At 62.6% G+C, this 18,473-nt stretch carries 18 protein-coding genes and 1 riboswitch; of the genes, 12 read left to right on the top strand and 6 right to left on the bottom strand.

Features of this window, described 5'->3' with window-relative positions; all coding sequences use genetic code 11:
• Positions 1-5: 5 nt before the first annotated feature.
• Positions 6-854 (top strand): thermonuclease family protein, encoded by an 849-nt coding sequence (locus AC0NIE_RS00360; protein ID WP_473483758.1) that lies wholly within the window; start codon positions 6-8, stop codon positions 852-854.
• Here the strand turns inward: AC0NIE_RS00360 and AC0NIE_RS00355 are convergent.
• Positions 817-2,466 carry a lysine--tRNA ligase gene (locus tag AC0NIE_RS00355; protein ID WP_123147398.1) on the bottom strand — a complete coding sequence of 550 codons (1,650 nt, stop codon included), beginning with the start codon at positions 2,464-2,466 and terminating at the stop codon, positions 817-819. The two genes, AC0NIE_RS00360 and AC0NIE_RS00355, sit on opposite strands and share 38 nt — an antisense overlap.
• A gap of 170 nt (positions 2,467-2,636) precedes the next feature.
• Between AC0NIE_RS00355 and AC0NIE_RS00350 the strand changes: the two genes are divergently transcribed.
• Positions 2,637-3,047 carry a tellurite resistance TerB family protein gene (locus AC0NIE_RS00350; protein WP_473483755.1) on the top strand — a complete coding sequence of 137 codons (411 nt, stop codon included), beginning with the start codon at positions 2,637-2,639 and terminating at the stop codon, positions 3,045-3,047.
• A 64-nt stretch (positions 3,048-3,111) separates the two neighbouring features.
• Here the strand turns inward: AC0NIE_RS00350 and AC0NIE_RS00345 are convergent, their stop codons facing one another.
• The gene (locus AC0NIE_RS00345) at positions 3,112-3,930 is read right to left on the bottom strand and encodes a transporter substrate-binding domain-containing protein (RefSeq protein ID WP_473484515.1); all 819 of its coding nucleotides are present in this window, start codon (positions 3,928-3,930) and stop codon (positions 3,112-3,114) included.
• A 287-nt stretch (positions 3,931-4,217) separates the two neighbouring features.
• Here AC0NIE_RS00345 and AC0NIE_RS00340 point away from each other — a divergent pair, with 287 nt between their 5' ends.
• The 3 genes from AC0NIE_RS00340 (at position 4,218) to AC0NIE_RS00330 (ending at position 6,447) form a co-directional block, all read left to right on the top strand.
• Positions 4,218-4,949, top strand: coding sequence for a helix-turn-helix transcriptional regulator (locus AC0NIE_RS00340; protein ID WP_473483753.1), 732 nt, complete (start codon positions 4,218-4,220; stop codon positions 4,947-4,949).
• Positions 4,950-5,046: 97 nt separating this feature from the next.
• Positions 5,047-5,685 carry an acyl-homoserine-lactone synthase gene (locus AC0NIE_RS00335; protein WP_095493548.1) on the top strand — a complete coding sequence of 213 codons (639 nt, stop codon included), beginning with the start codon at positions 5,047-5,049 and terminating at the stop codon, positions 5,683-5,685.
• Between the two features lie 15 nt (positions 5,686-5,700).
• The gene (locus AC0NIE_RS00330) at positions 5,701-6,447 is read left to right on the top strand and encodes an enoyl-CoA hydratase-related protein (protein WP_123146566.1); all 747 of its coding nucleotides are present in this window, start codon (positions 5,701-5,703) and stop codon (positions 6,445-6,447) included.
• A gap of 70 nt (positions 6,448-6,517) precedes the next feature.
• Here the strand turns inward: AC0NIE_RS00330 and ppk2 are convergent, their stop codons facing one another.
• Positions 6,518-7,426: a polyphosphate kinase 2 gene (gene ppk2 / locus AC0NIE_RS00325; RefSeq protein WP_123146567.1), complete on the bottom strand. Its 909-nt coding sequence runs from the start codon at positions 7,424-7,426 to the stop codon at positions 6,518-6,520.
• A gap of 206 nt (positions 7,427-7,632) precedes the next feature.
• On the opposite strand from ppk2, the gene AC0NIE_RS00320 reads away from it, so the two are divergent.
• The 3 genes from AC0NIE_RS00320 to AC0NIE_RS00310 all read left to right on the top strand — a co-directional run bounded on the left by AC0NIE_RS00320 (position 7,633) and on the right by AC0NIE_RS00310 (position 10,931).
• Complete coding sequence (locus AC0NIE_RS00320; RefSeq protein ID WP_473483751.1) at positions 7,633-8,904, top strand: sensor histidine kinase; 1,272 nt, start codon at positions 7,633-7,635, stop codon at positions 8,902-8,904.
• 202 nt (positions 8,905-9,106) lie between these two features.
• Positions 9,107-9,832 (top strand): phosphate signaling complex protein PhoU, encoded by a 726-nt coding sequence (gene phoU / locus AC0NIE_RS00315; RefSeq protein WP_473483750.1) that lies wholly within the window; start codon positions 9,107-9,109, stop codon positions 9,830-9,832.
• Between the two features lie 91 nt (positions 9,833-9,923).
• The gene (locus AC0NIE_RS00310; RefSeq protein ID WP_473483748.1) at positions 9,924-10,931 is read left to right on the top strand and encodes a magnesium and cobalt transport protein CorA; all 1,008 of its coding nucleotides are present in this window, start codon (positions 9,924-9,926) and stop codon (positions 10,929-10,931) included.
• 61 nt (positions 10,932-10,992) lie between these two features.
• Here the strand turns inward: AC0NIE_RS00310 and AC0NIE_RS00305 are convergent, their stop codons facing one another.
• Positions 10,993-11,511 carry a GcrA family cell cycle regulator gene (locus AC0NIE_RS00305; protein ID WP_095493542.1) on the bottom strand — a complete coding sequence of 173 codons (519 nt, stop codon included), beginning with the start codon at positions 11,509-11,511 and terminating at the stop codon, positions 10,993-10,995.
• 353 nt (positions 11,512-11,864) lie between these two features.
• Between AC0NIE_RS00305 and AC0NIE_RS00300 the strand changes: the two genes are divergently transcribed.
• The 3 genes from AC0NIE_RS00300 (at position 11,865) to AC0NIE_RS00290 (ending at position 15,121) form a co-directional block, all read left to right on the top strand.
• Complete coding sequence (locus tag AC0NIE_RS00300; protein ID WP_473483746.1) at positions 11,865-13,064, top strand: acetylornithine transaminase; 1,200 nt, start codon at positions 11,865-11,867, stop codon at positions 13,062-13,064.
• 17 nt (positions 13,065-13,081) lie between these two features.
• A complete protein-coding gene (gene argF, locus AC0NIE_RS00295) occupies positions 13,082-13,993 on the top strand; it encodes an ornithine carbamoyltransferase (RefSeq protein ID WP_123146572.1) in 912 nt (303 codons plus the stop codon).
• Positions 13,994-14,086: 93 nt separating this feature from the next.
• Positions 14,087-15,121, top strand: a complete 1,035-nt coding sequence (locus AC0NIE_RS00290; RefSeq protein ID WP_473483744.1) for an Hsp33 family molecular chaperone — start codon at positions 14,087-14,089, stop codon at positions 15,119-15,121.
• A 159-nt stretch (positions 15,122-15,280) separates the two neighbouring features.
• Here the strand turns inward: AC0NIE_RS00290 and apaG are convergent, their stop codons facing one another.
• The gene (apaG, locus tag AC0NIE_RS00285; protein WP_095487997.1) at positions 15,281-15,673 is read right to left on the bottom strand and encodes a Co2+/Mg2+ efflux protein ApaG; all 393 of its coding nucleotides are present in this window, start codon (positions 15,671-15,673) and stop codon (positions 15,281-15,283) included.
• A gap of 225 nt (positions 15,674-15,898) precedes the next feature.
• Here apaG and AC0NIE_RS00280 point away from each other — a divergent pair, with 225 nt between their 5' ends.
• Positions 15,899-17,053 carry a ceramide glucosyltransferase gene (locus AC0NIE_RS00280; RefSeq protein ID WP_473483741.1) on the top strand — a complete coding sequence of 385 codons (1,155 nt, stop codon included), beginning with the start codon at positions 15,899-15,901 and terminating at the stop codon, positions 17,051-17,053.
• A 46-nt stretch (positions 17,054-17,099) separates the two neighbouring features.
• Here AC0NIE_RS00280 and AC0NIE_RS00275 read toward each other — a convergent pair whose 3' ends face one another.
• Positions 17,100-18,290 carry an O-succinylhomoserine sulfhydrylase gene (locus tag AC0NIE_RS00275; RefSeq protein WP_473483739.1) on the bottom strand — a complete coding sequence of 397 codons (1,191 nt, stop codon included), beginning with the start codon at positions 18,288-18,290 and terminating at the stop codon, positions 17,100-17,102.
• 74 nt (positions 18,291-18,364) lie between these two features.
• Positions 18,365-18,442: riboswitch (SAM riboswitch) on the bottom strand.
• Between the last annotated feature and the right edge of the window lie 31 nt (positions 18,443-18,473).

Below are 18,473 nucleotides of genomic sequence, written 5' to 3'. Positions count from 1 at the left end.
CGCCGGTGCGCCCGCTTCATGCAGCCGCTGCGGTGTCGACGATCCTGGTGATGGGGGCCGCCATCGCCGCCGGCGGCCGCGCCGTTCTGCATGACGAAAACAGCCGTGTCGCAGCTCGAGCGCAGGCCGGCATGGCGGCGCAATCCGAAGCGCCTGCTATATCAGCGATCCCGCGACCCAAGGCGGCGAGGCCGGAGGCGCATTCCAGGGCCATCGATCCCGAGGTCGTCGCGCCGCCGCAGCTTCAACCCGAAGAGCTTGAACGGGTCGAGCCGCGCGCGCCGCTGAGTGATCTGGCGCTGGCCAGACCGCCCAAATCGAAAATGCCCGACGACTGGAACGGGACAAAACTGTTCCAGCCGATTGCAACTGCCGCCGGTGTGATCGAGGCCAAGGGCTACTCGGTCGCGGTTTCGGGTATCGACATCGTCACGCAGGACGAGACTTGCGCCGACGGCGGCAAGTCCTGGACGTGCGGCAGCCGGGCGCGAACGGCGTTCCGTGCTTTCCTGCGCGGCCGGGCGGTGGTTTGCGCGGTGCCGCCCGAAGGCGGCCGCGACCTGATCGCCGCCGAATGCCGCGTTGGCAACCAGGATGTCGGTCAGTGGTTGATCGAAAACGGCTGGGCGCGCGCAGCCAAAGGTGGCCCTTACGTCGAGGCCGGCGAGAAGGCGCGTACGGCGAGGAAGGGCATTTTCGGGCCGGCGCCCAGTCTCTCTGGCCTGCCTCCAGCACCAGCCCCTGTCGCGGCAACGCAGCCGTCGCAGCCGATTCTCGATCCGTCTGCGACGACTACGCCGCCAACCGAGACGACGGCTACGCCGCCAGCTGACCAGCCAGTGCCTTCTGAATGAGCGCGCGGGTTTCTGCGATGCCGTAAAGGGCGGCGAAGGAACCGAAGCGCGGGCCGCGCTCCTGTCCGATTAAAACCTGGTAGATCATCTGGAAGAAGGCGACGGAGACGCCCGGCCCGCCCTCCGGGCTCTGCTTCGAATGGTCCTGATAGCGTTCGATCTTTCGCGCAACGTTGAGGGCGGCATTCTGGATCACCTCGCCATCGGCATCTGGCGGCAAAGCGGCGAGCGCGTCAGAGAGTTTCGTCAGCGCCTCGCGCTCGACCGCGTCGGCGGCCCGATACACCTTGGCCGGCTTCACGAAATCGTCGAAATAGCGGATCGCATACTCGGCCAGCCGGTCGAGCTCGGGATGGGTCTTCGGCGTCACGCCTGATGTGTGGCGCGAAATGAACCCCCACAGCACGTCCTTGTTCTGGGCGTTCGAGGCACTGACCAGATTAAGCAGCAGCGCGAACGACACCGGCAGGTCGACGACAGGCGGGTTACCGTCATGCATGTGCCAGACGGGATTTCCCAGCCGCTCCTTCCACTCCTGCCGGCGATAGGCGGACAGAAAGGCGTAATACTCGTCCACCGCCTTCGGAATGACGTCGAAATAGAGCTTCTTGGCCTGCCGCGGCCGCTGGTACATGTAGAGCTCGAGGCTTTCGGTCGGCGCGTAGGTCAGCCACTCGTCTATGGTCAGTCCGTTGCCCTTCGACTTCGAAATCTTCTGGCCGTTTTCGTCCAGGAACAGCTCATAGACGAAATGCTCAGGCGCGCGCCCGCCCAGGATATTGCAGATACGGTCGTAGATCACCGCATTCGTTTGGTGGTCTTTGCCGAACATTTCGAAGTCGACGCCGAGCGCCGCCCAGCGCATGCCGAAATCCGGCTTCCACTGCAGCTTCACCCTGCCGCCGGTTATGGGCAGCGTGGTTTCGGTGCCGTCATCATCGAAGGTGATAGTGCCGGCCTTGGCGTCGACATGCTTCATGGGGACGTAAAGCACGCGGCCACTTTTGGGGGAAATCGGCAAGAACGGACTGTAGGTCGCCTGACGCTCCTCTCCGAGCGTCGGCAGCATCACGTCCATAATCTTATCGAAGCGTTCGGCAGCGCGCAGCAGAACGTCGTCGAAACGGCCAGCCTTGTAGTATTCCGTCGCGCTGGCGAACTCGTAGTCGAAGCCGAACGTGTCCAGGAAACGGCAAAGCATTGCGTTGTTGTGGTCTGCGAAGCTCGCATAGTCGCCGCCGAAAGGATTGGGGACGGACGAGAGCGGCTTGTGCAGGTGCGGCTCGAGTGCGGCGCGATCGGGGACGTTGTCCGGAATCTTGCGCATACCGTCCATGTCGTCGGAAAAGCACAAGATCTTGGTCTTGACCGTGTCCCGGGTAAGGACGCGGAAGGCGTGGCGCACCATCGAGGTGCGTGCGACCTCGCCGAAAGTACCGATGTGCGGCAGCCCCGACGGACCGTAGCCGGTCTCAAACAGGACGGTCTCGGGAAAGTCAGTGTCTTTGTAGCGCTCGACGATCTTCCTGGCTTCCTCGAACGGCCACGCCTTGCTTTCAGCCGCTGCCGCAAGCACCTCGGGATTGAGATCGATGATGTTTGATCCCGCCATGTCACTGTTTTCCAAATTGTTCGCCGGCATCGCCGCAAATAGGGGGCCGGAAGAGATTTTTTCCACCGGTCTCTAGGCGTGCCTGCCGTAGGCGTCAACGATCGCGGCTCTTTTTCCTTGCAGCGTCGGTGCCGCGTTCCTAACTTCGGAGCCCGTTTGAGGAGTTTTAAATGTCGTTGCCGCCGCATGAAGCCCTGATCTATCTGATGGTCATCACCTCCGCGTCCGATCGCGACATGACCGATGTCGAACTGGCGCGGATCGGCGACGTCGTCCGCTCATGGCCGGTGTTCGAGGACTTCGACAATGACCGGCTGGTCGGCGTCGCCCAGGACTGCCAAAAGATGCTGCACGAAAAGGACGGGCTGGAAGGCGTTTTGGCGCGCGTCGCTGAAGCACTGCCCGAACGCCTGCTTGATACCGCCTATGCCGCAGCCTTCGAGGTTGCGGCCGTCGACCTCGAAATGCGCTTGGAGGAGGTGAGGGTGCTGCAGCTTATCCGTCGCCAGCTCGATCTCGACACGCTCACCGTCGCAGCCATCGCCCGCGCCGCCAAAGCCCGCCTTCGCACGCTGACTTGATCCGGGCCCTGAAGGGTCAGAAGAAGCTGACCGGACCGGATCAGAAAAAACTGACCGGACCGGATCAGAAAAAACTGACCGGGAAATAGCGCAAATAAAATTCGGCGAAGATGCCCTTCACTGAGATCTGCTGCAGCGCGTAGTTGAATGCCGCGGCCAGCGCCGGATCGTTGGCCCTGGTGGCGATGGCCATTCCCGAGCCCAGATATTCTGGCGCCAGATAGGGGCCGCCGGCGAAGCGGCAGCATGCTGCGGCATCCGAACCGCCCAGCCAGAAGGCGAAGCGCATGCCGTCGCCGAAGGCGGCGTCGACCTTGCCGGCCTTAAGATCATCATAGAGTTCTTCCGGCCGGCCGAAGGGTACGACCTGAACGGTGCTGAAATAATCGCGCAGCATGCGCTCATGCGCGGAGCCGGCCACCACGCCGACGCGCCTGCCGCGCAGCCTGTCGAAGATCGGTTCCGCGAGCGCCTTTGTCTTCGGCATGATGAAGCGTGCCGGAAACTGCAGGTAGGAGCGCGAGAAGGCATATTTCGACCGCGACTCCGGCGTGGCGGCGATGCCGGCAATGATCGCTTCGCCTTCGCCCTTCTGCAGCGCCCCTTCGAGCTCGGCCCAGGGCAGTGCCTGGATCTGGCATTTTTCCGCGATGCCGAGTTCGGCGCAGATGGCGCGCGCCAGATCGACGTGGAAGCCGGACAGGCGGCCCGCCCCGTCGAGGAAGTTGAACGGCGGGAAATCGGTGGTGGTCAGGAATCTCAGACGCGGCAGCGCGGAAAGGTCAGGCTTCGGCAGCCGCTCCTTTGCATCCCACAGCACCGGCACTTGCGGCTCCGCGGCACGCGCTGCCGTGAGCCACTGTGCCCCCGTCATTGCCAGCATCAAGACGACGGGTATCCACCGAATTGCCACGATCGAGCTCCGCCCTGTCCTGTCCAATGTGGCTTTTGGTACGAAAATGACACAGGCACAACGGTTTTTGATTTCATCACGCCGATTTAGGGTTATGCTTCAGCGAGCTTGCAAACATGTGTGGCGTCGGCTGGAGGGTAGCTGCAAGGCGCTGCAAACAGAGAGGAGCAGGTTTGTAATCCGGGGTCGATGGCAAAGTGCAGGTAGCACTGGACCGTTGATCTTAACGCGGAAGGCAACATGGGGTAGATGTTGCGATGGGCCACTTCGATCGTACACTGGAATTCATAGATCAGCTGCAGCACGCCAACACGGCGGCCGCGGTCTGCGAAAAACTGCTTGGCATAACCTCGGAGTTCGGCCTGACGGCGCTGATGGCCGGAACGGTTCCGCAACCGGGCACGCCAAGAGGCCAGCAAAAGGACCATGTGCTGCTTTGCGAGTGGCCGGGAGAATGGCTCGAGCGCTATGTGGCGCGCAACTATGTCGACCACGACCCCGTCGTCAGCCACATGAAGCAGCTTCAGGCGCCGTTCCAGTGGCGGGAGGCGTCCCAGAGCATCCGCATCGACAAGAGCAGCGGCGAAGTGATGGGCGACGCCGGCGAATTCAAGCTGCGCGACGGTTTGGCCTTCCCGCTGGTTACGCTCGATGGCCAGATCGTCATGGTGTCGCTCGGCGGCGAAGCCGTCGAATTGTCTGGCGCCGATTTCGGACTGGTGTCGCTGGCCGCGACCTATGCGATAGGCCGTGCCATGCAACTCCACACGATGGCGGCCCAGACCATCGACCACGTCGAACTGACGCCGCGTGAGCGCGAATGCATGCAATGGGCCGCCGTCGGCAAGTCCGAATGGGAGATTTCACAGATTCTCGGCATTTCGGAACACACGTCAGAGAAACACCTTCTTAACGCCAAAAGCAAACTCGGTGCCGTCAACCGGGTGCAGGCGGTCGCGGAAGCGATAAGGCGCGGCTATATTACCTAGCTCGGCCGTGCCGGCCTAGAAATTCTTGCCTACGTGATCGCGTAATTTTCTCGGGACAGCCCGGCCGTATCTTCCTATTGAACCTAGGAGACGGCAGATGCTTTTTTCCCTTACCACACAGGAACTTATGGAACGTCCCGACCTTTGGGAGGCCGTTCATCGTTTGCGCTACAAGATTTTCGTCGAGGAGATGGGCTGGACCGACCTGCAGCGCCCCGATGGCCTTGAGATCGATCAGTTCGACCATGACGAGGCGGTGCATCAGCTCGTCGTCCGCAATGGCGAACTCGCCGGTTATCAGCGGATGTTGCCGACAACGCGGGCGCATCTTCTGACCGAGGTGCTGGCGGACCTCTATGAAGGGACGCCGCCGTCCGGCCCGAACGTTTGGGAATTGACCCGCTACGCGGTGGCGCCGGGCTTTCGTGACGGCAAGCGCGGCGTCTCGACGGTCGGCACCGAGCTCATTGCCGGCTTCGTCGAGTGGGGGCTGAAGCGGAACGTCAACCAGGTGATCATCGAGTTCGAGCCGATGTGGGTCCTGCGGGCGCTGCAGTTGCACTTCCTGGCGAAGCCGCTTGGCTACCAGCGCACCTATGGCAACCAGCAGGTCGTCGCCACACTGCTCACCTTCAACGAGCATACGCTTGAGGTGGTGCGTTCTCGTCGCAGTCATTTCGCGCCGGTGCTGGCCAGGGGATATCCCGACAGGCTCGGAATGAGGCAGGCCTCGTGAGAATTGGAGACAGCCATGAACATCCACCCGCAAACAGAGTTTCGGAATCATACCCTGATTGTCACGGTGTCGTCGGAAGACGGCCGGCCGGTGCTGGACGGGCGAGCTTATGAAAGCCTGGCCAAGATCTTCCACGAAGCCGCAATCGACGATGATGTGCGCGTCGTGGTGCTGCGCGGCCTCGCCGGCTGCTTCTGCCTCGGCGGCGATTTTTCCGAATTCCTCGACGCCACCAAGCATCAAAGATTGATCGCCGCCGTCACCGACATGTTCCGCACGTTGGCGACGTTCCCGAAACCGGTCCTTGCCTGTGTCGATGGCGACGCCGTCGGCGTCGGCTGCACCATCCTGTTCCATTGCGACATGGTGATCGCATCTGATGAAAGCACGTTCCGGGTGCCGTTCGTCGATTTCGGCCTCGTGCCGGACGCGGCGACCAGCATCCTGGCGCCGCAGAAACTCGGTTATGCCGGCGCTTTCCGCTTCTTCTGCCTGGGCGACACGCTCAGTGCCGAGGACGCCAGGTTGCTTGGCCTGGTCACGGAGATCGTGGTTGGCGATGTCGAGGAAGCCGCACTTGGCAGAGCCAGGCAACTCGCCAAGAAGCCGGTCGCCGCACTGCTGCAGACGCGCGACCTGCTCAAGGGCGACACGGGCGCGCTCTGCGATCGCATTGACCAGGAGATTTCGCTGTTTCAGCAGGCTTTGCAGGACGATACCACGCTGCGGCGGCTGCAGCGGATTGCTCGGCTGGCGGCATGAGAAGTCATTCGGCAGAATGACAGGAACATCTGGAATCGTGCCGCGCGTCCTTGGGGCGCGCGGCACTGCTTCAGGCCTGTATTCCCAGGAACGAAGGCCCTTCCCCGATGATCTTCTTGTCTTCCTTGCCGATGGCGTCGAGATCGCGGCCGTCATAGGGAAGCGACAACAGGATGCGCCGGATGATGGCAAGTCGCGCGCGCCGCTTGTCGTTGGCACGCACGATGATCCAGGGCGCGAATTCCTCGTGCGTGCGTTCGAACATGAGATCGCGCGCCTTGGTGTAGTCGTCCCATTTGGTGATGCCGGCAATATCGATCGGCGAGAATTTCCAGCTCTTCAAAGGACTCCAGCGGCGATCGTGAAATCGCTCAAGCTGTGTTTCCCGACCGATGTTTAGCCAGAACTTGAAGAAATGGATGCCCTCGTTGCAGATCATCCGTTCAAAATACGGCGTCTCGTCCAGGAATTTCTCGTGCTGCTCCGGCGTGCAGAAGCTCATGACCGGCTCGACGCCGGCGCGATTATACCAGGAGCGGTCGAAGGTGACGAACTCGCCGGATGTCGGGAAGTGCGCGACATAGCGCTGAAAATACCATTGCCCGAGTTCGGTTGGGCTAGGCTTGGTCAGCGCTACGTTGCGCGCTGTCCTGGGGTTCATGTACTGGCGCAGCGCGAAGATCGTGCCGCCCTTGCCTGCGGCATCGCGTCCTTCGAACAGCGACATCACCCGCTTGCCCGTCGATTGCAGCCATGCCTGCGCCTTGACCAGCTCGATCTGCAGCCGCTCGAGCGTCTCGTCATACTCGTCGCTTTTCATTTTCTTGTCGTAGGGGTAGCCGCCGGCGCTCAGCTTGTTGTCTTCGACCCAGTCCGGAAGCTTTGGATCCTCGATGTCGAACTCGCGCTCCTTGCCGTCGATGCGGATCTTCAGCGGACCTGGAACGGGCGCGGCGGCATCTTCCTTGGGGTTTTTCATCGAGACGAACCTTTCCAGTTTCCGGACTCATGCTATTGGGAGCCTTACTGCATCGGCCTGAAAATCGGAATCGTTTTCGGAACGAACGATGCAGCAGATTAACAGTGGCAGGGCGTCCTCTGTGCGTCCAATTGGACGCACGGCGCTCTAGGCCGGTCCAGCGGGAAGTTTGCACCCGGCCGGACCGGGTGGAGGAGTGCGCGCGAATGGCTGACATGGGCGGCACAGAACAGCGAAGCACGGCGCAACTGGTCGCCACCCGGTTGTGGAACAGCCGCTGGCTGCTGGCGGCCGGCATCGTCGCGGTCCTGACGGTCTATGGTTTCGCAGACATGACCGGCTACGTGGTGCTGCTGGCATGTGCCGTGCTGCTGTTTGCCGCCGCGATGCTGCCGGCCGGCGTTGCGCGCCAGCCCGCGGAGGATGCCGCGGCGATCGAGGCGGGCGGGCTACAACAGCTGTCGGGAGAATATCTGGCGGCCGCCGTTGCCGATCCGCTGATCATCTTCGATCGCACCGCCACGATCGTCCATGCCAACGCCGCCGCGTTCGCCGCCTTCGGTGGCATCGCACCGGGCATGTCGCTGTCGCTGAAATTCCGGGCGCCCGAGATGCAGGCTTTGCTGGACAGTATTTTATCGGGCGCAGCCGCTTCGGATGTCGTTGACTATACCGAAAAGCTGCCGGTCGAACGGGCCTACCGGGTGAGTGCGTCTTCGGTCGGTCACGGTACCGACTTCTATGTGCTGGTCTTCAAGGACCAGAGCGAGGCACGCCGCATCGACCGGATGCGGGCCGACTTCATCGCCAATGCCAGCCATGAACTGCGCACCCCGCTCGCCTCGATCTCCGGTTTCATCGAGACGCTGCGCGGCCCGGCCCGCCACGACCCGGCGGCGCGCGAGCAGTTCCTGCAGATCATGCAGAACCAGACCGGCCGCATGGCGCGCCTGATCGACGACCTGCTGTCGCTGTCGCGACTGGAAATGAAACCTTATCTGAAGCCGGGAACTGAGGTCGATCTCCGCCAGACCCTCGACAGCGTCATCGATTCGCTGGGGCCGCTTGCCAGGGAGAACGGTGTTGCCATAGAGCGGGATTTCGCGGAAGGGCCGCTCAATGTGCCGGGGGATCGCGATGAACTTTTCCAGGTTTTCGAGAATCTGCTGGAAAACGCCTGCAAATACGGACAGTCGGGTGGACGTGTCGTGGTGACGATTTCTCATAGCGACGACGGTCCCGAACCGGGCATCGACGTCACCATCCGGGACTTCGGTCCCGGCATTCCCGAGGAGCACATCCCGCGCATCACCGAACGCTTCTACCGCGTCGATGTCGAAAACAGCCGGACCCAGAAAGGCACCGGGCTTGGCCTGTCCATCGTCAAGCATATCCTGACGCGCCACAACGCCAGGCTCTCAATCAAGTCGGAGGTCGGCAAGGGCGCAGCTTTCACGGTGCATTTGCCGGCGCACTGACGCCTCACTACCTAAGAACGCGTCGGCCAAAAACCGGAAGATTTTAGGACAGCCGGATGCGTGGATAAGGAACTTAGGGCGTACTCTGTCTCCAAGTGGACGCACGTCGCTCTAACGGTTTCTTTTTTCTGTCATCCGGCTAGCGTATCAGCGGGGATTCGAGGAAACGACTCGGACCAGAAGACCCCGGGAAGGCATCTCTATGCAGTCCGTGCACATCGTCAGCGCCTATGACGAGGAGCTGAAATATCTGTCGAAGCGCATCGCCGCGATGGGCGGGCATGCCGAACGCATGGTCGAACAGGCGATCGCGGCCCTGGTCAACGCCGACCCCGGTCTTGCCCAGAAAGTCATCCGTGACGATGCCGTTCTGGACGAAGGGCAGCGCGAGATCGACGACAAGGCGATCATCATCATCGCCAAGCGCCAGCCGATGGCGACGGATTTGCGCGAGATCGTCGGCGCGATCCGCATCTCGGCGGACCTCGAACGGGTCGGCGACCTCGGCAAGAATGTCGCCAAGCGCGTGGTTGCCGTCATAGAAGGGCGCCAGCCGACCAGCCTGTTCCGCGGCATTGAGGCCTTGGCCGACCTGGCGTTGACGCAGCTCAAGGAAGTGCTCGACGTCTACGCGTCGCGCTCGGTGGAAAAGATCGGCTTGGTGCGTGATCGCGATGATCAGATCGACGCCGTGTACACCTCGCTGTTTCGCGAGTTGCTGACGTACATGATGGAAGATCCGCGCAACATCACGCCTTGCACGCACCTGCTGTTTTGCGCCAAGAATATCGAGCGGATCGGCGATCACGCCACCAATATCGCCGAGACGATCTACTACATCGTCACCGGCGACCAGATGCCGGCCGAGCGGCCGAAGGGCGACAAGACAGACAAGATTGTGCTTCCCGTAACGCTACCGGCGAAGTGAACGGCTGCCTCTCGAACCCATTGCTGATTTAGGCTAAGCTTTACCGAACGTTCCTGATCCTGACCCGAGGCCATGCCTCCAGGAGGTAGCGATGGAAACCGTTCGGAACCTGACGCCGGCCCCGCCGACATCGGCCATCGTCGCTTCCAGCGTCTATACCGCCGGCCGGCGTGTCGCCGACATTCCGATCGAGGAAGCTGGCGAATGGGCCAAGAAGCCAGGCCATGTCGTCTGGATCGGCCTGCTGGAGCCGGACCGCAACCTGTTGCTTCGCGTCCAGGCGCAATTCCACCTGCACGATCTGGCGATCGAGGACGCCGAGCATCCGCATCAGCGGCCGAAGATCGAGCAATATGGCGATGCGTTGTTCATCGTTGCCCGCACGGCTCAACTGATCGACAGGCGCGTCACCTTCGGCGAGACGCATCTGTTTGTCGGCGCCGGCTACATCGTCAGCGTCAGGCACGGTCCGTCGACTTCTTATGCCGCCGTTCGCCAGCATTGGGAAAGCTGCCCGCATTCGCTAGCCAAGGGCGAGGATTTCGTCCTCTATGCCATTCTCGATTTCATCGTCGACAACTACATGCCGGTGCTCGAGCAGATCGAGGACGAGGTCGAGGCGATCGAGGACAGGGTTCTGCTGAAGCCGATGACCGGCTCCGACATAGAGCGGCTCTACATGCTGCGCCGCGATCTCTTGCGCCTGCGCAACGCCGCGCTGCCACTGGTGGAAGTCTGCCGCCGGCTGACCAGCGCCGACCTGCCGCAGATCCATGCGGCCATGCACCCGCTGTTCCGCGACGTCACCGACCACATCCGCACCGTCCAGGAGAAGATCGACAGCTTGCGGGAGGTGCTCGCATTTGCCTTCGAGGCGAGCCTCCTGGTTGGCCAGAGCCAGGAAACGGCGATCACCAAGAAGCTCGCCTCATGGGCTGCAATCCTGGCGGTGCCGACGGCGCTCGCAGGCATCTACGGCATGAACTTCAACGACATGCCGGAACTTAGGATGGAATATGGCTACCCGGTCGTTCTGGGAGCGATTATTTTGGTCTGCTCGGTTCTCTACTGGCGCTTCCGCAAGAGCGGCTGGCTGTGAAGAAAAGAAAGGGAATAGGGCAAGAAACGACCTTGCGCTTTTCGCAAAGGCTATTCGCTATTCAGCGACTGCGCCGCCGCTCCGAAGCGGGCTGAAACGCAATGCGAGCGTGGTACTTGCAATAGGGTCCGGTTTCGGCCGCGTCGTTGCCGCAGAAATGGAACTCTTCCGAAAGCGGATCGCCATTCGGCCATTTGCATGTCCGCTCGGTCAACTCGACGAGTTGCAAATGCCGCGAGATCGGCACGACGACGTTCTCGACCGGACGGACGTAATGACGCGCCACCGGTACGGTGTCGAATTGCGCCTGCAGCGCGGTCGCGCCGATCGACGTGGTGATATGTCGCGCGGTGCTTGCCGCCCGCGACACCGATTTCTGGACGCTCGATCCTTGCACGCTCTTCTTCTGGCGTGCCGGCGTGGCGGTCGAGCGTCCGCGGCCCGACAGTTTCAGCCGATGCACCTTGCCGATGACGGCATTGCGGCTGACGCCCCCGAGCTGTGCCGCGATCTGGCTGGCGCTCAGTCCCTCCGACCACAATTTTCTAAGAAGTTCGACCCGCTCGTCAGTCCAATTCATGAGACCGCGCTCCTGCTGAAATGTGCGGCGATCGGAATCCTTCCACGATCCGGCTTCCGCCGGGCAGACACCACATATATCGGGTGATTAGGTCCGCCGCACGAAATCTAGTTATTTCTCGACTACAATTACCTTATGCGCTGACTCAGTGACAAGAGTCTGAGGGCCAACACGAATCAGTTTTTTCGGTTTTCCCCAACTTGCCCGGTCGCTGATGAGCCGGCGTCTCGCTGGAGAGCTTGCCGCGCGTCCTTGCGCGACGTTTTCGTTGACTTCATGGCCGAAAAACACGATAAGCCGCAAGGCCGCCGCTTTGGCGGCTTTTTGATTTTCCGGTTCCGGAGACGCATATAATGAGCGGTTCGGCGCTTTTCGAGACCTTTACCCGCGCACCCCTGGCCTTCGACCATGGGGAAGGCACTTGGCTGGTCACCGACAAGGGCGAGCGATATCTCGATTTTGGCGGCGGCGTCGCCGTGAATTCGCTGGGCCATAGCCATCCGCATCTGGTCTCGGCACTCACCGAGCAGGCGGCCAAGGTCTGGCATGTCTCCAACCTCTACGAGATTCCGGGGCAGAGCCGTCTGGGCGAGCGGCTGGTCGACGCCACCTTCGCCGACAAGGTGTTCTTCACCAATTCCGGCGCCGAGGCGCTGGAATGCGCCATCAAGACGGCGCGGCGCTATCACTTCGTCAAGGGCCATCCCGAGCGCTTTCGCATTATCAGCTTCGAAGGCGCCTTTCATGGCCGCACGCTGGCGACCATCGCCGCCGGCGGCCAGTATAAATACCTGGAAGGCTTCGGACCCAAGGTCGAAGGTTTCGACCAGGTCGGCTTCGACGACATCGACGCCGCCGAAAGGGCGATCACATCAGAGACCGCCGCGATACTGATCGAGCCGGTGCAGGGCGAGGGTGGCATCCGCCCGGTGCCGACGCAGTCGCTGAAGCGGCTGAGGCAGCTCTGCGAACAGCATGGCCTGCTCCTGATCTTCGATGAGGTCCAGTGCGGCATCGGCCGCACCGGAAAACTGTTCGCGCATGAATGGGCTGGCGTCACGCCCGACATCATGGCGGTTGCCAAGGGCATCGGCGGCGGCTTCCCGATGGGCGCCTGTCTCGCCACCGACGAGGCGGCCGTCGGCATGACCGCCGGCGTGCACGGCACGACTTTCGGCGGCAATCCGCTGGCGATGGCGGTCGGCAACGCCGTGCTCGACGTGGTGCTGGAAGACGGCTTCCTGGAGGATGTCCAGCGCAAGGCGTTGCTGCTGAAGCAGGGGCTGGCGGGCGTCGCCGACGAGTTTCCTGACATCATCGAAGACATCAGGGGCTCCGGCCTGATGCTCGGCCTGAAATGCGCCGCACCCAACACCAAGGTGAACATGGCGTTGCGCGACCAGCATCTGCTTGCGGTTCCGGCCGGCGACAACGTTCTTCGCCTGCTGCCGCCGCTCACCGTCACCGACGCCGAGATCCATGAGGCGCTCGACCGCATCCGTGCCGGCGCCCGGGGCCTGGCCGATGCCATCGCCGCGGCTGCCGCGAAGTAACAGTCGAAAGACCCCAAATGAGCCTTCGCCATTTCACTGACCTTTCCGCTGTTTCCGAGGGCGATCTGCGCTTCATGCTGGACGATGCCGTGGTGCGAAAGGCAAGGCTCAAGGCGGGCGAGCGGACAAAACCGCTCGAAGGCAAAGTGCTGGCGATGATCTTCGACAAACCGTCGACGCGCACGCGCGTGTCCTTCGACGTCGGCATGCGCCAGCTCGGCGGCGAGACCATCATGCTGACCGGCACCGAGATGCAGCTCGGCCGCTCCGAAACCATCGCCGACACGGCCAAGGTGCTGTCGCGCTATGTCGATGCGATCATGATCCGAACCACATCGCATGACCGGCTGCTGGAGCTGACCGAGAACGCCACCGTTCCCGTCATCAACGGGCTGACCGACGATACCCACCCCTGCCAACTGATGGCCGACATCATGACCTTCGAGGAGCATCGCGGTCCGGTCGCCGGCAAGACAATCGCCTGGACCGGCGACGGCAACAACGTGCTGCATTCCCTGCTGGAGGCCTCGGCGCGGTTCCGCTTCAACCTCAACGTCGCCGTGCCGGAAGGCAGCGAGCCGGCGCAGAAGCATGTCGATTGGTCGACGGCGCATGGCGGCAAGTTGCACTTCACCCGCTCGCCGGAGGAGGCGGTCCACGAGGCCGACTGCGTCGTCACCGACTGCTGGGTGTCGATGGGCCAGGAGCACCGTGCTCGCGGCCACAATGTCTTCTCACCCTACCAGGTCAATGCGGCGCTGATGGCGAAGGCAAAGCCGGACGCATTGTTCATGCACTGCCTGCCGGCGCATCGCGGCGAGGAGGTCACCGACGAAGTCATCGACGGGCCGCATTCGGTAGTGTTCGACGAGGCCGAGAACCGGCTCCACGCCCAGAAGGCGGTTTTGGCCTGGTGTCTGGGCGCTTGATCCGGGCCACCTTGATCCGGCACTGCGTGGTGCCTATCTCAGGCGCATCACGCAAATCGAGCGCGTTTCGACGCATGCGCCCCGGAGGGCGGCATGGCCGCGCCCTGGAGCTTTGTCATGTTGGAAACTCATCAATTGGCTGAACAACAACCCAAACTCGGCGAATTCGGCTACGCCGGCGACGATTATGTCGTGCCCTTCGAGGTCGGCCCGCTCGACGTGCGCGGCCGCACCGTCCAGCTCGGGCCGATGCTCGACGCGATCCTCAGCCGTCATGACTATCCCGAGCCGGTCGCTCGCCTGCTGGCGGAAGCCTGCGTGCTGACGGTGCTGCTCAGCACCTCGCTCAAGTTCGAAGGCAAGTTCATCCTGCAGACCCGCACAGACGGACCGGTCGATATGCTGGTGGCGGATTTTTCCACGCCGCATGCGCTACGCGCCTACGCGCGCTTCGACGCCGACCGGCTGGAGGCTCTGACGTCTGCCGGCGAAACTTCGCAGCAGACGCTGCTCGGCAGCGGTGTCCTGGCGCTGACGATCGACCAGGGCGCCCACACGCAGCGCTATCAGGGCATCGTCCAGCTCGACGACGAGACGCTGGAGGAGGCCGCGCGCACCTATTTTCGGCAGTCGGAACAGATCCCGACCGATCTCAGGCTCACGGTGGCCAAGCTGTTGACGCCCGGCGTCGGCGGCGCCCGCGAGCAATGGCGTGCCGGTGGCATCCTGGCGCAGTTCCTGCCGCAATCGCCGGACCGCATGCGCGTGCCCGATCTTCCGGGCGGCGACGGCGATCCGCGCCAGGAGATCCACGATCCGGCCGACAATTCCTGGCAGGAACTGCTGGCGTTGCTTGGCACCATCGAGCCGACGGAACTGATCGACCCGACGATCGGCGCCGAGCGGCTGCTTTACCGGCTGTTCCACGAGCACGGCGTGCGCGTCTTCGGCGGCGTACCGGTTGCCGACCAGTGCTCATGCTCCAGGGACAAGATCCGCGGCATTCTCGGAGGCTTCTCCGCCGACGAGATCAGGGACAGCACCGAGGATGGCGGCATTCACGTCGCCTGCGAATTCTGCTCGAAACAATATGACTTCGACCCGGCGGAGTTTGCCGCCGCGCAATAACGAGCGTCAGTGCTGCTGATCTGCCCGCTGGCATTCTTCCAATGGAAGTAGGAATCGCCAAATACCGGGTGCGGTGCCTTCGCAGAGTTTGGGTTCCTCGCCCCCACGGAGTGGGGCCACCTCTCCCCGCTTCGCGAGGGCGAGGAACCCAAGTGAGCGTCAATTGACGGTGCGCCGCGTGCCCGGCAGGTCGAGCGAAAAGGCGGGGATGGCGATATCGAACGTCTCGCCCCGCTTGTTGCGCATCGTGTAGTGGCCGACCATGATGCCGGATGGCGTTGAGAGCGGGCACCCAGACGTGTATTGATAACTGTCGCCGGGGTTGAGTTCGGGCTGGTCGCCGACAACGCCGGCGCCGCGCACTTCCTCGACCCGGCCGGTGCCGTCGGTGATGTGCCAATAGCGTGACAGAAGCTGCACGAATTCATCCGACTGGTTGTCGATGGTCACCTGGTAGCCCCAGACATAGCGGTTCTCCGACGGGTCGGAGCGATCTTCCAGATAGAACGGCCTGACCTGTACTTCGATGTTGCGCGTAACGGCGCTGTACATAGACTACTCCACAATATGTAGACGGAACTCTCGACGCTCTCCGCAGTTTGGTCAACGGGGTGCTTCCCGTCGCTGCCCGCCTGCTTTGCGCGCAGGTGCCGAAGAACAATGTCATTTAAGTGACACATGACAATGATGGTGTGCAGGGCCGGGCGACTCAGCATTCTGTCGAACTGTTGAAACGGCTTTCATGCGGCCGGTTTTTTCTGGAGTGACCAGATATCGATGGAATTGACAGTCACAGCCGCCTTGCTTTCCACAGCTCTGCTTCTTGTCAATCTCGCCAGCATCCTGCTCGCTTCGTTGAAGCTGAAGCGGCCTGGCAGGATCACGCCGGCAGCCGGCAAGGCGCCGCCGGTGTCGATCGTCGTGCCGTCGCGCGGCGTCGAACCGTTTGCCGAGGAAACGCTCGAGCGCGCCTTCTCTCTCGACTGGCCGCGCTATGAGCTCATCTTCTGCGTCGCCCATGCCGATGACCCGGTGGTCGGGCCGATCACCGACGCGATTGCCCGCTTTCCAGCCGTGCCGGCCCGGCTGCTCGTCGGCGACGACCGCATCAGCGGCAATCCGAAACTCAACAATTGCGTGAAGGGCTGGGAGGCCGCGCGCCACCGCTGGGTCATCCTTGCCGATTCCAACGTCCTGATGTCGAGGGACTATGTCCAGCATCTGATGGCGGCATGGCGGCCGGACACTGGCCTTGTCTGCTCGACGCCGATCGGCTCGCGGCCGGACGGGTTCTGGGCGGAGGTCGAATGCGCTTTCCTCAACACGCTGCAGGCGCGCTGGCAATATACCGGCGAGGCGCTCGGCCTCGGTTTCGCCCAGGGCAAGAGCATGTTGTGGAACAAGCCCATGCTCGACGCCAATGGCGGCATCCGTGCGCTTGCCGCCGAGATTGCCGAGGATGCCGCCGCGACCAAGCTGGTCAACGGGCTTGGACTGCGCGTCAATCTTGTCGCCTCGCCCTTCGAGCAGCCGCTCGGTTTGCGCACATTTGGCGAAATCTGGTCGCGTCAGGCCCGCTGGGCACGCCTGCGCCGCGTCACCTTCCCCCTGTTCTTCGCGCCCGAGATCCTGATCGGAGCGGCGCCGCCGCTGGTGCTTGCGCTGGTTGCTGCAGCAGGCGCCGGCTTCAGCCTGTCGGCAACCGCCGTTGCCGTGCTGGTAGTCGCCTATCTCCCGGAATGCGCTCTCGCCTCGGCCAAGGGCTGGCACCTGTCGCTGCGCATTATCCCGGCGATGGTTGCGCGGGACGTGATGCTTCCCGCCATCTGGGTGCGCGGCTGGCTCAGCGGTGCCGTCGACTGGCGCGGCAACACGATGACCATCCACACCAGCGCCGGTGCGGAATTGGAAGAGACCCCGTCGGGCGCCTGACCGCGCTTGGCTTGACGATTCGAGCGAAGCTGTTCGGCGCGTATCCCTATCTGGCGGCTTTCAGTGCCTGCTCGATGTCTTCGAGCAGGTCGTCTGTGTCCTCCAGGCCGACGGACAGCCTGAGCGTGCCTGGCCCGATGCCGAGTTCGGCACGCGCCTCATCGCTCAGATTCTTGTGCGTCGTCGTCGCCGGATGGGTGATCAGGCTCTTGGCATCGCCGAGATTGTTAGAGATCAGCACGATATCGAGCGCGTTCTGGAAGGCGAAAGCCGCCTGTTTGCCGCCCTTGACGTCGAGGCAGATCAGCGTCGAGCCGCCCGACATCTGCTTCTTGACGACCGCCGCTTGCGGGTGATCGGCGCGGCCGGGATAGATGACGCGGGCGATCTCCGGCTGCTCGGCGAGGAAGTCCGCGATCCGGCCGGCACTTTCCGTCTGCTGGCGCACGCGCAGCGGCAGCGTTTCCAGGCCCTTCAGCAGCGTCCAGGCATTGAACGGCGACAGGCTGGGACCGGTGTGGCGGAAATAGTCGTGCAGGTTCTCGTCGATCCACTTCTTGTCCGACAGGATGACGCCGCCGAGACAGCGCCCCTGGCCGTCGATGTGCTTGGTCGCCGAATAGACGACGATATGGGCGCCGAGCTGCAACGGCTTCTGCTGTAGGGGCGTGGCAAAGACGTTGTCGACGATCAGCCGCGCGCCGATCGAATTCGCAAGTGAGGCGACGGCTGAGATGTCGACGACTTCCAGCGTCGGATTGGTCGGGCTTTCAAGGAAGAACAGCTTTGTGTTGGGCCTGACCGCCTTTTCCCAATTGGCGATTTCGGTGCCGTCGACCAGCGTCGCCTCGATGCCGTACTTCGGCGCAAGCGTTTCGACCACCCAGCGGCAGGAGCCGAACAGCGCGCGCGCCGCCACGATGTGGTCGCCGGCCTTGGCGCTGCACAGCAACGCCGCTGTCACCGCCGCCATGCCGGATGCGGTGGCGCGGGCATCTTCGGCACCTTCCAGCGCACACATGCGCTTCTCGAACATGTCGACTGTCGGATTGGCATAGCGCGAATAAATGAAGCCCGGTTCCTCGCCCTTGAAGCGGGCTTCCGCCGCCTGCGCCGTGTCGTAGACATAACCTTGCGTGAGATACATCGCCTCGGAGGTTTCGCCGAAGCCGGAACGCAGCGTTCCCGCATGCACGAGGGCGGTCTGAGGCTTCCAGTTGCGCTTGTTGCTCGTCATCACCTTGTTCCAAACACCAGAAATGGTCCAAACACAAAAAAACCGGCCGCGAAAGTCGCAACCGGTCCATACGGCCTTTCGGCCCGACGGTCCTTTAGCGACTTGTTTAACGTGGCTGCAAGCCGACCGGCCAAATCACCACGGGATAACGACCCTTTAGACCTGCACCGCGCTTGCGTCAAT

It is taken from the genome of Mesorhizobium sp. WSM4842 (genome assembly GCF_055901575.1).
This window is presented reverse-complemented; position numbering and strand designations above follow the sequence as displayed.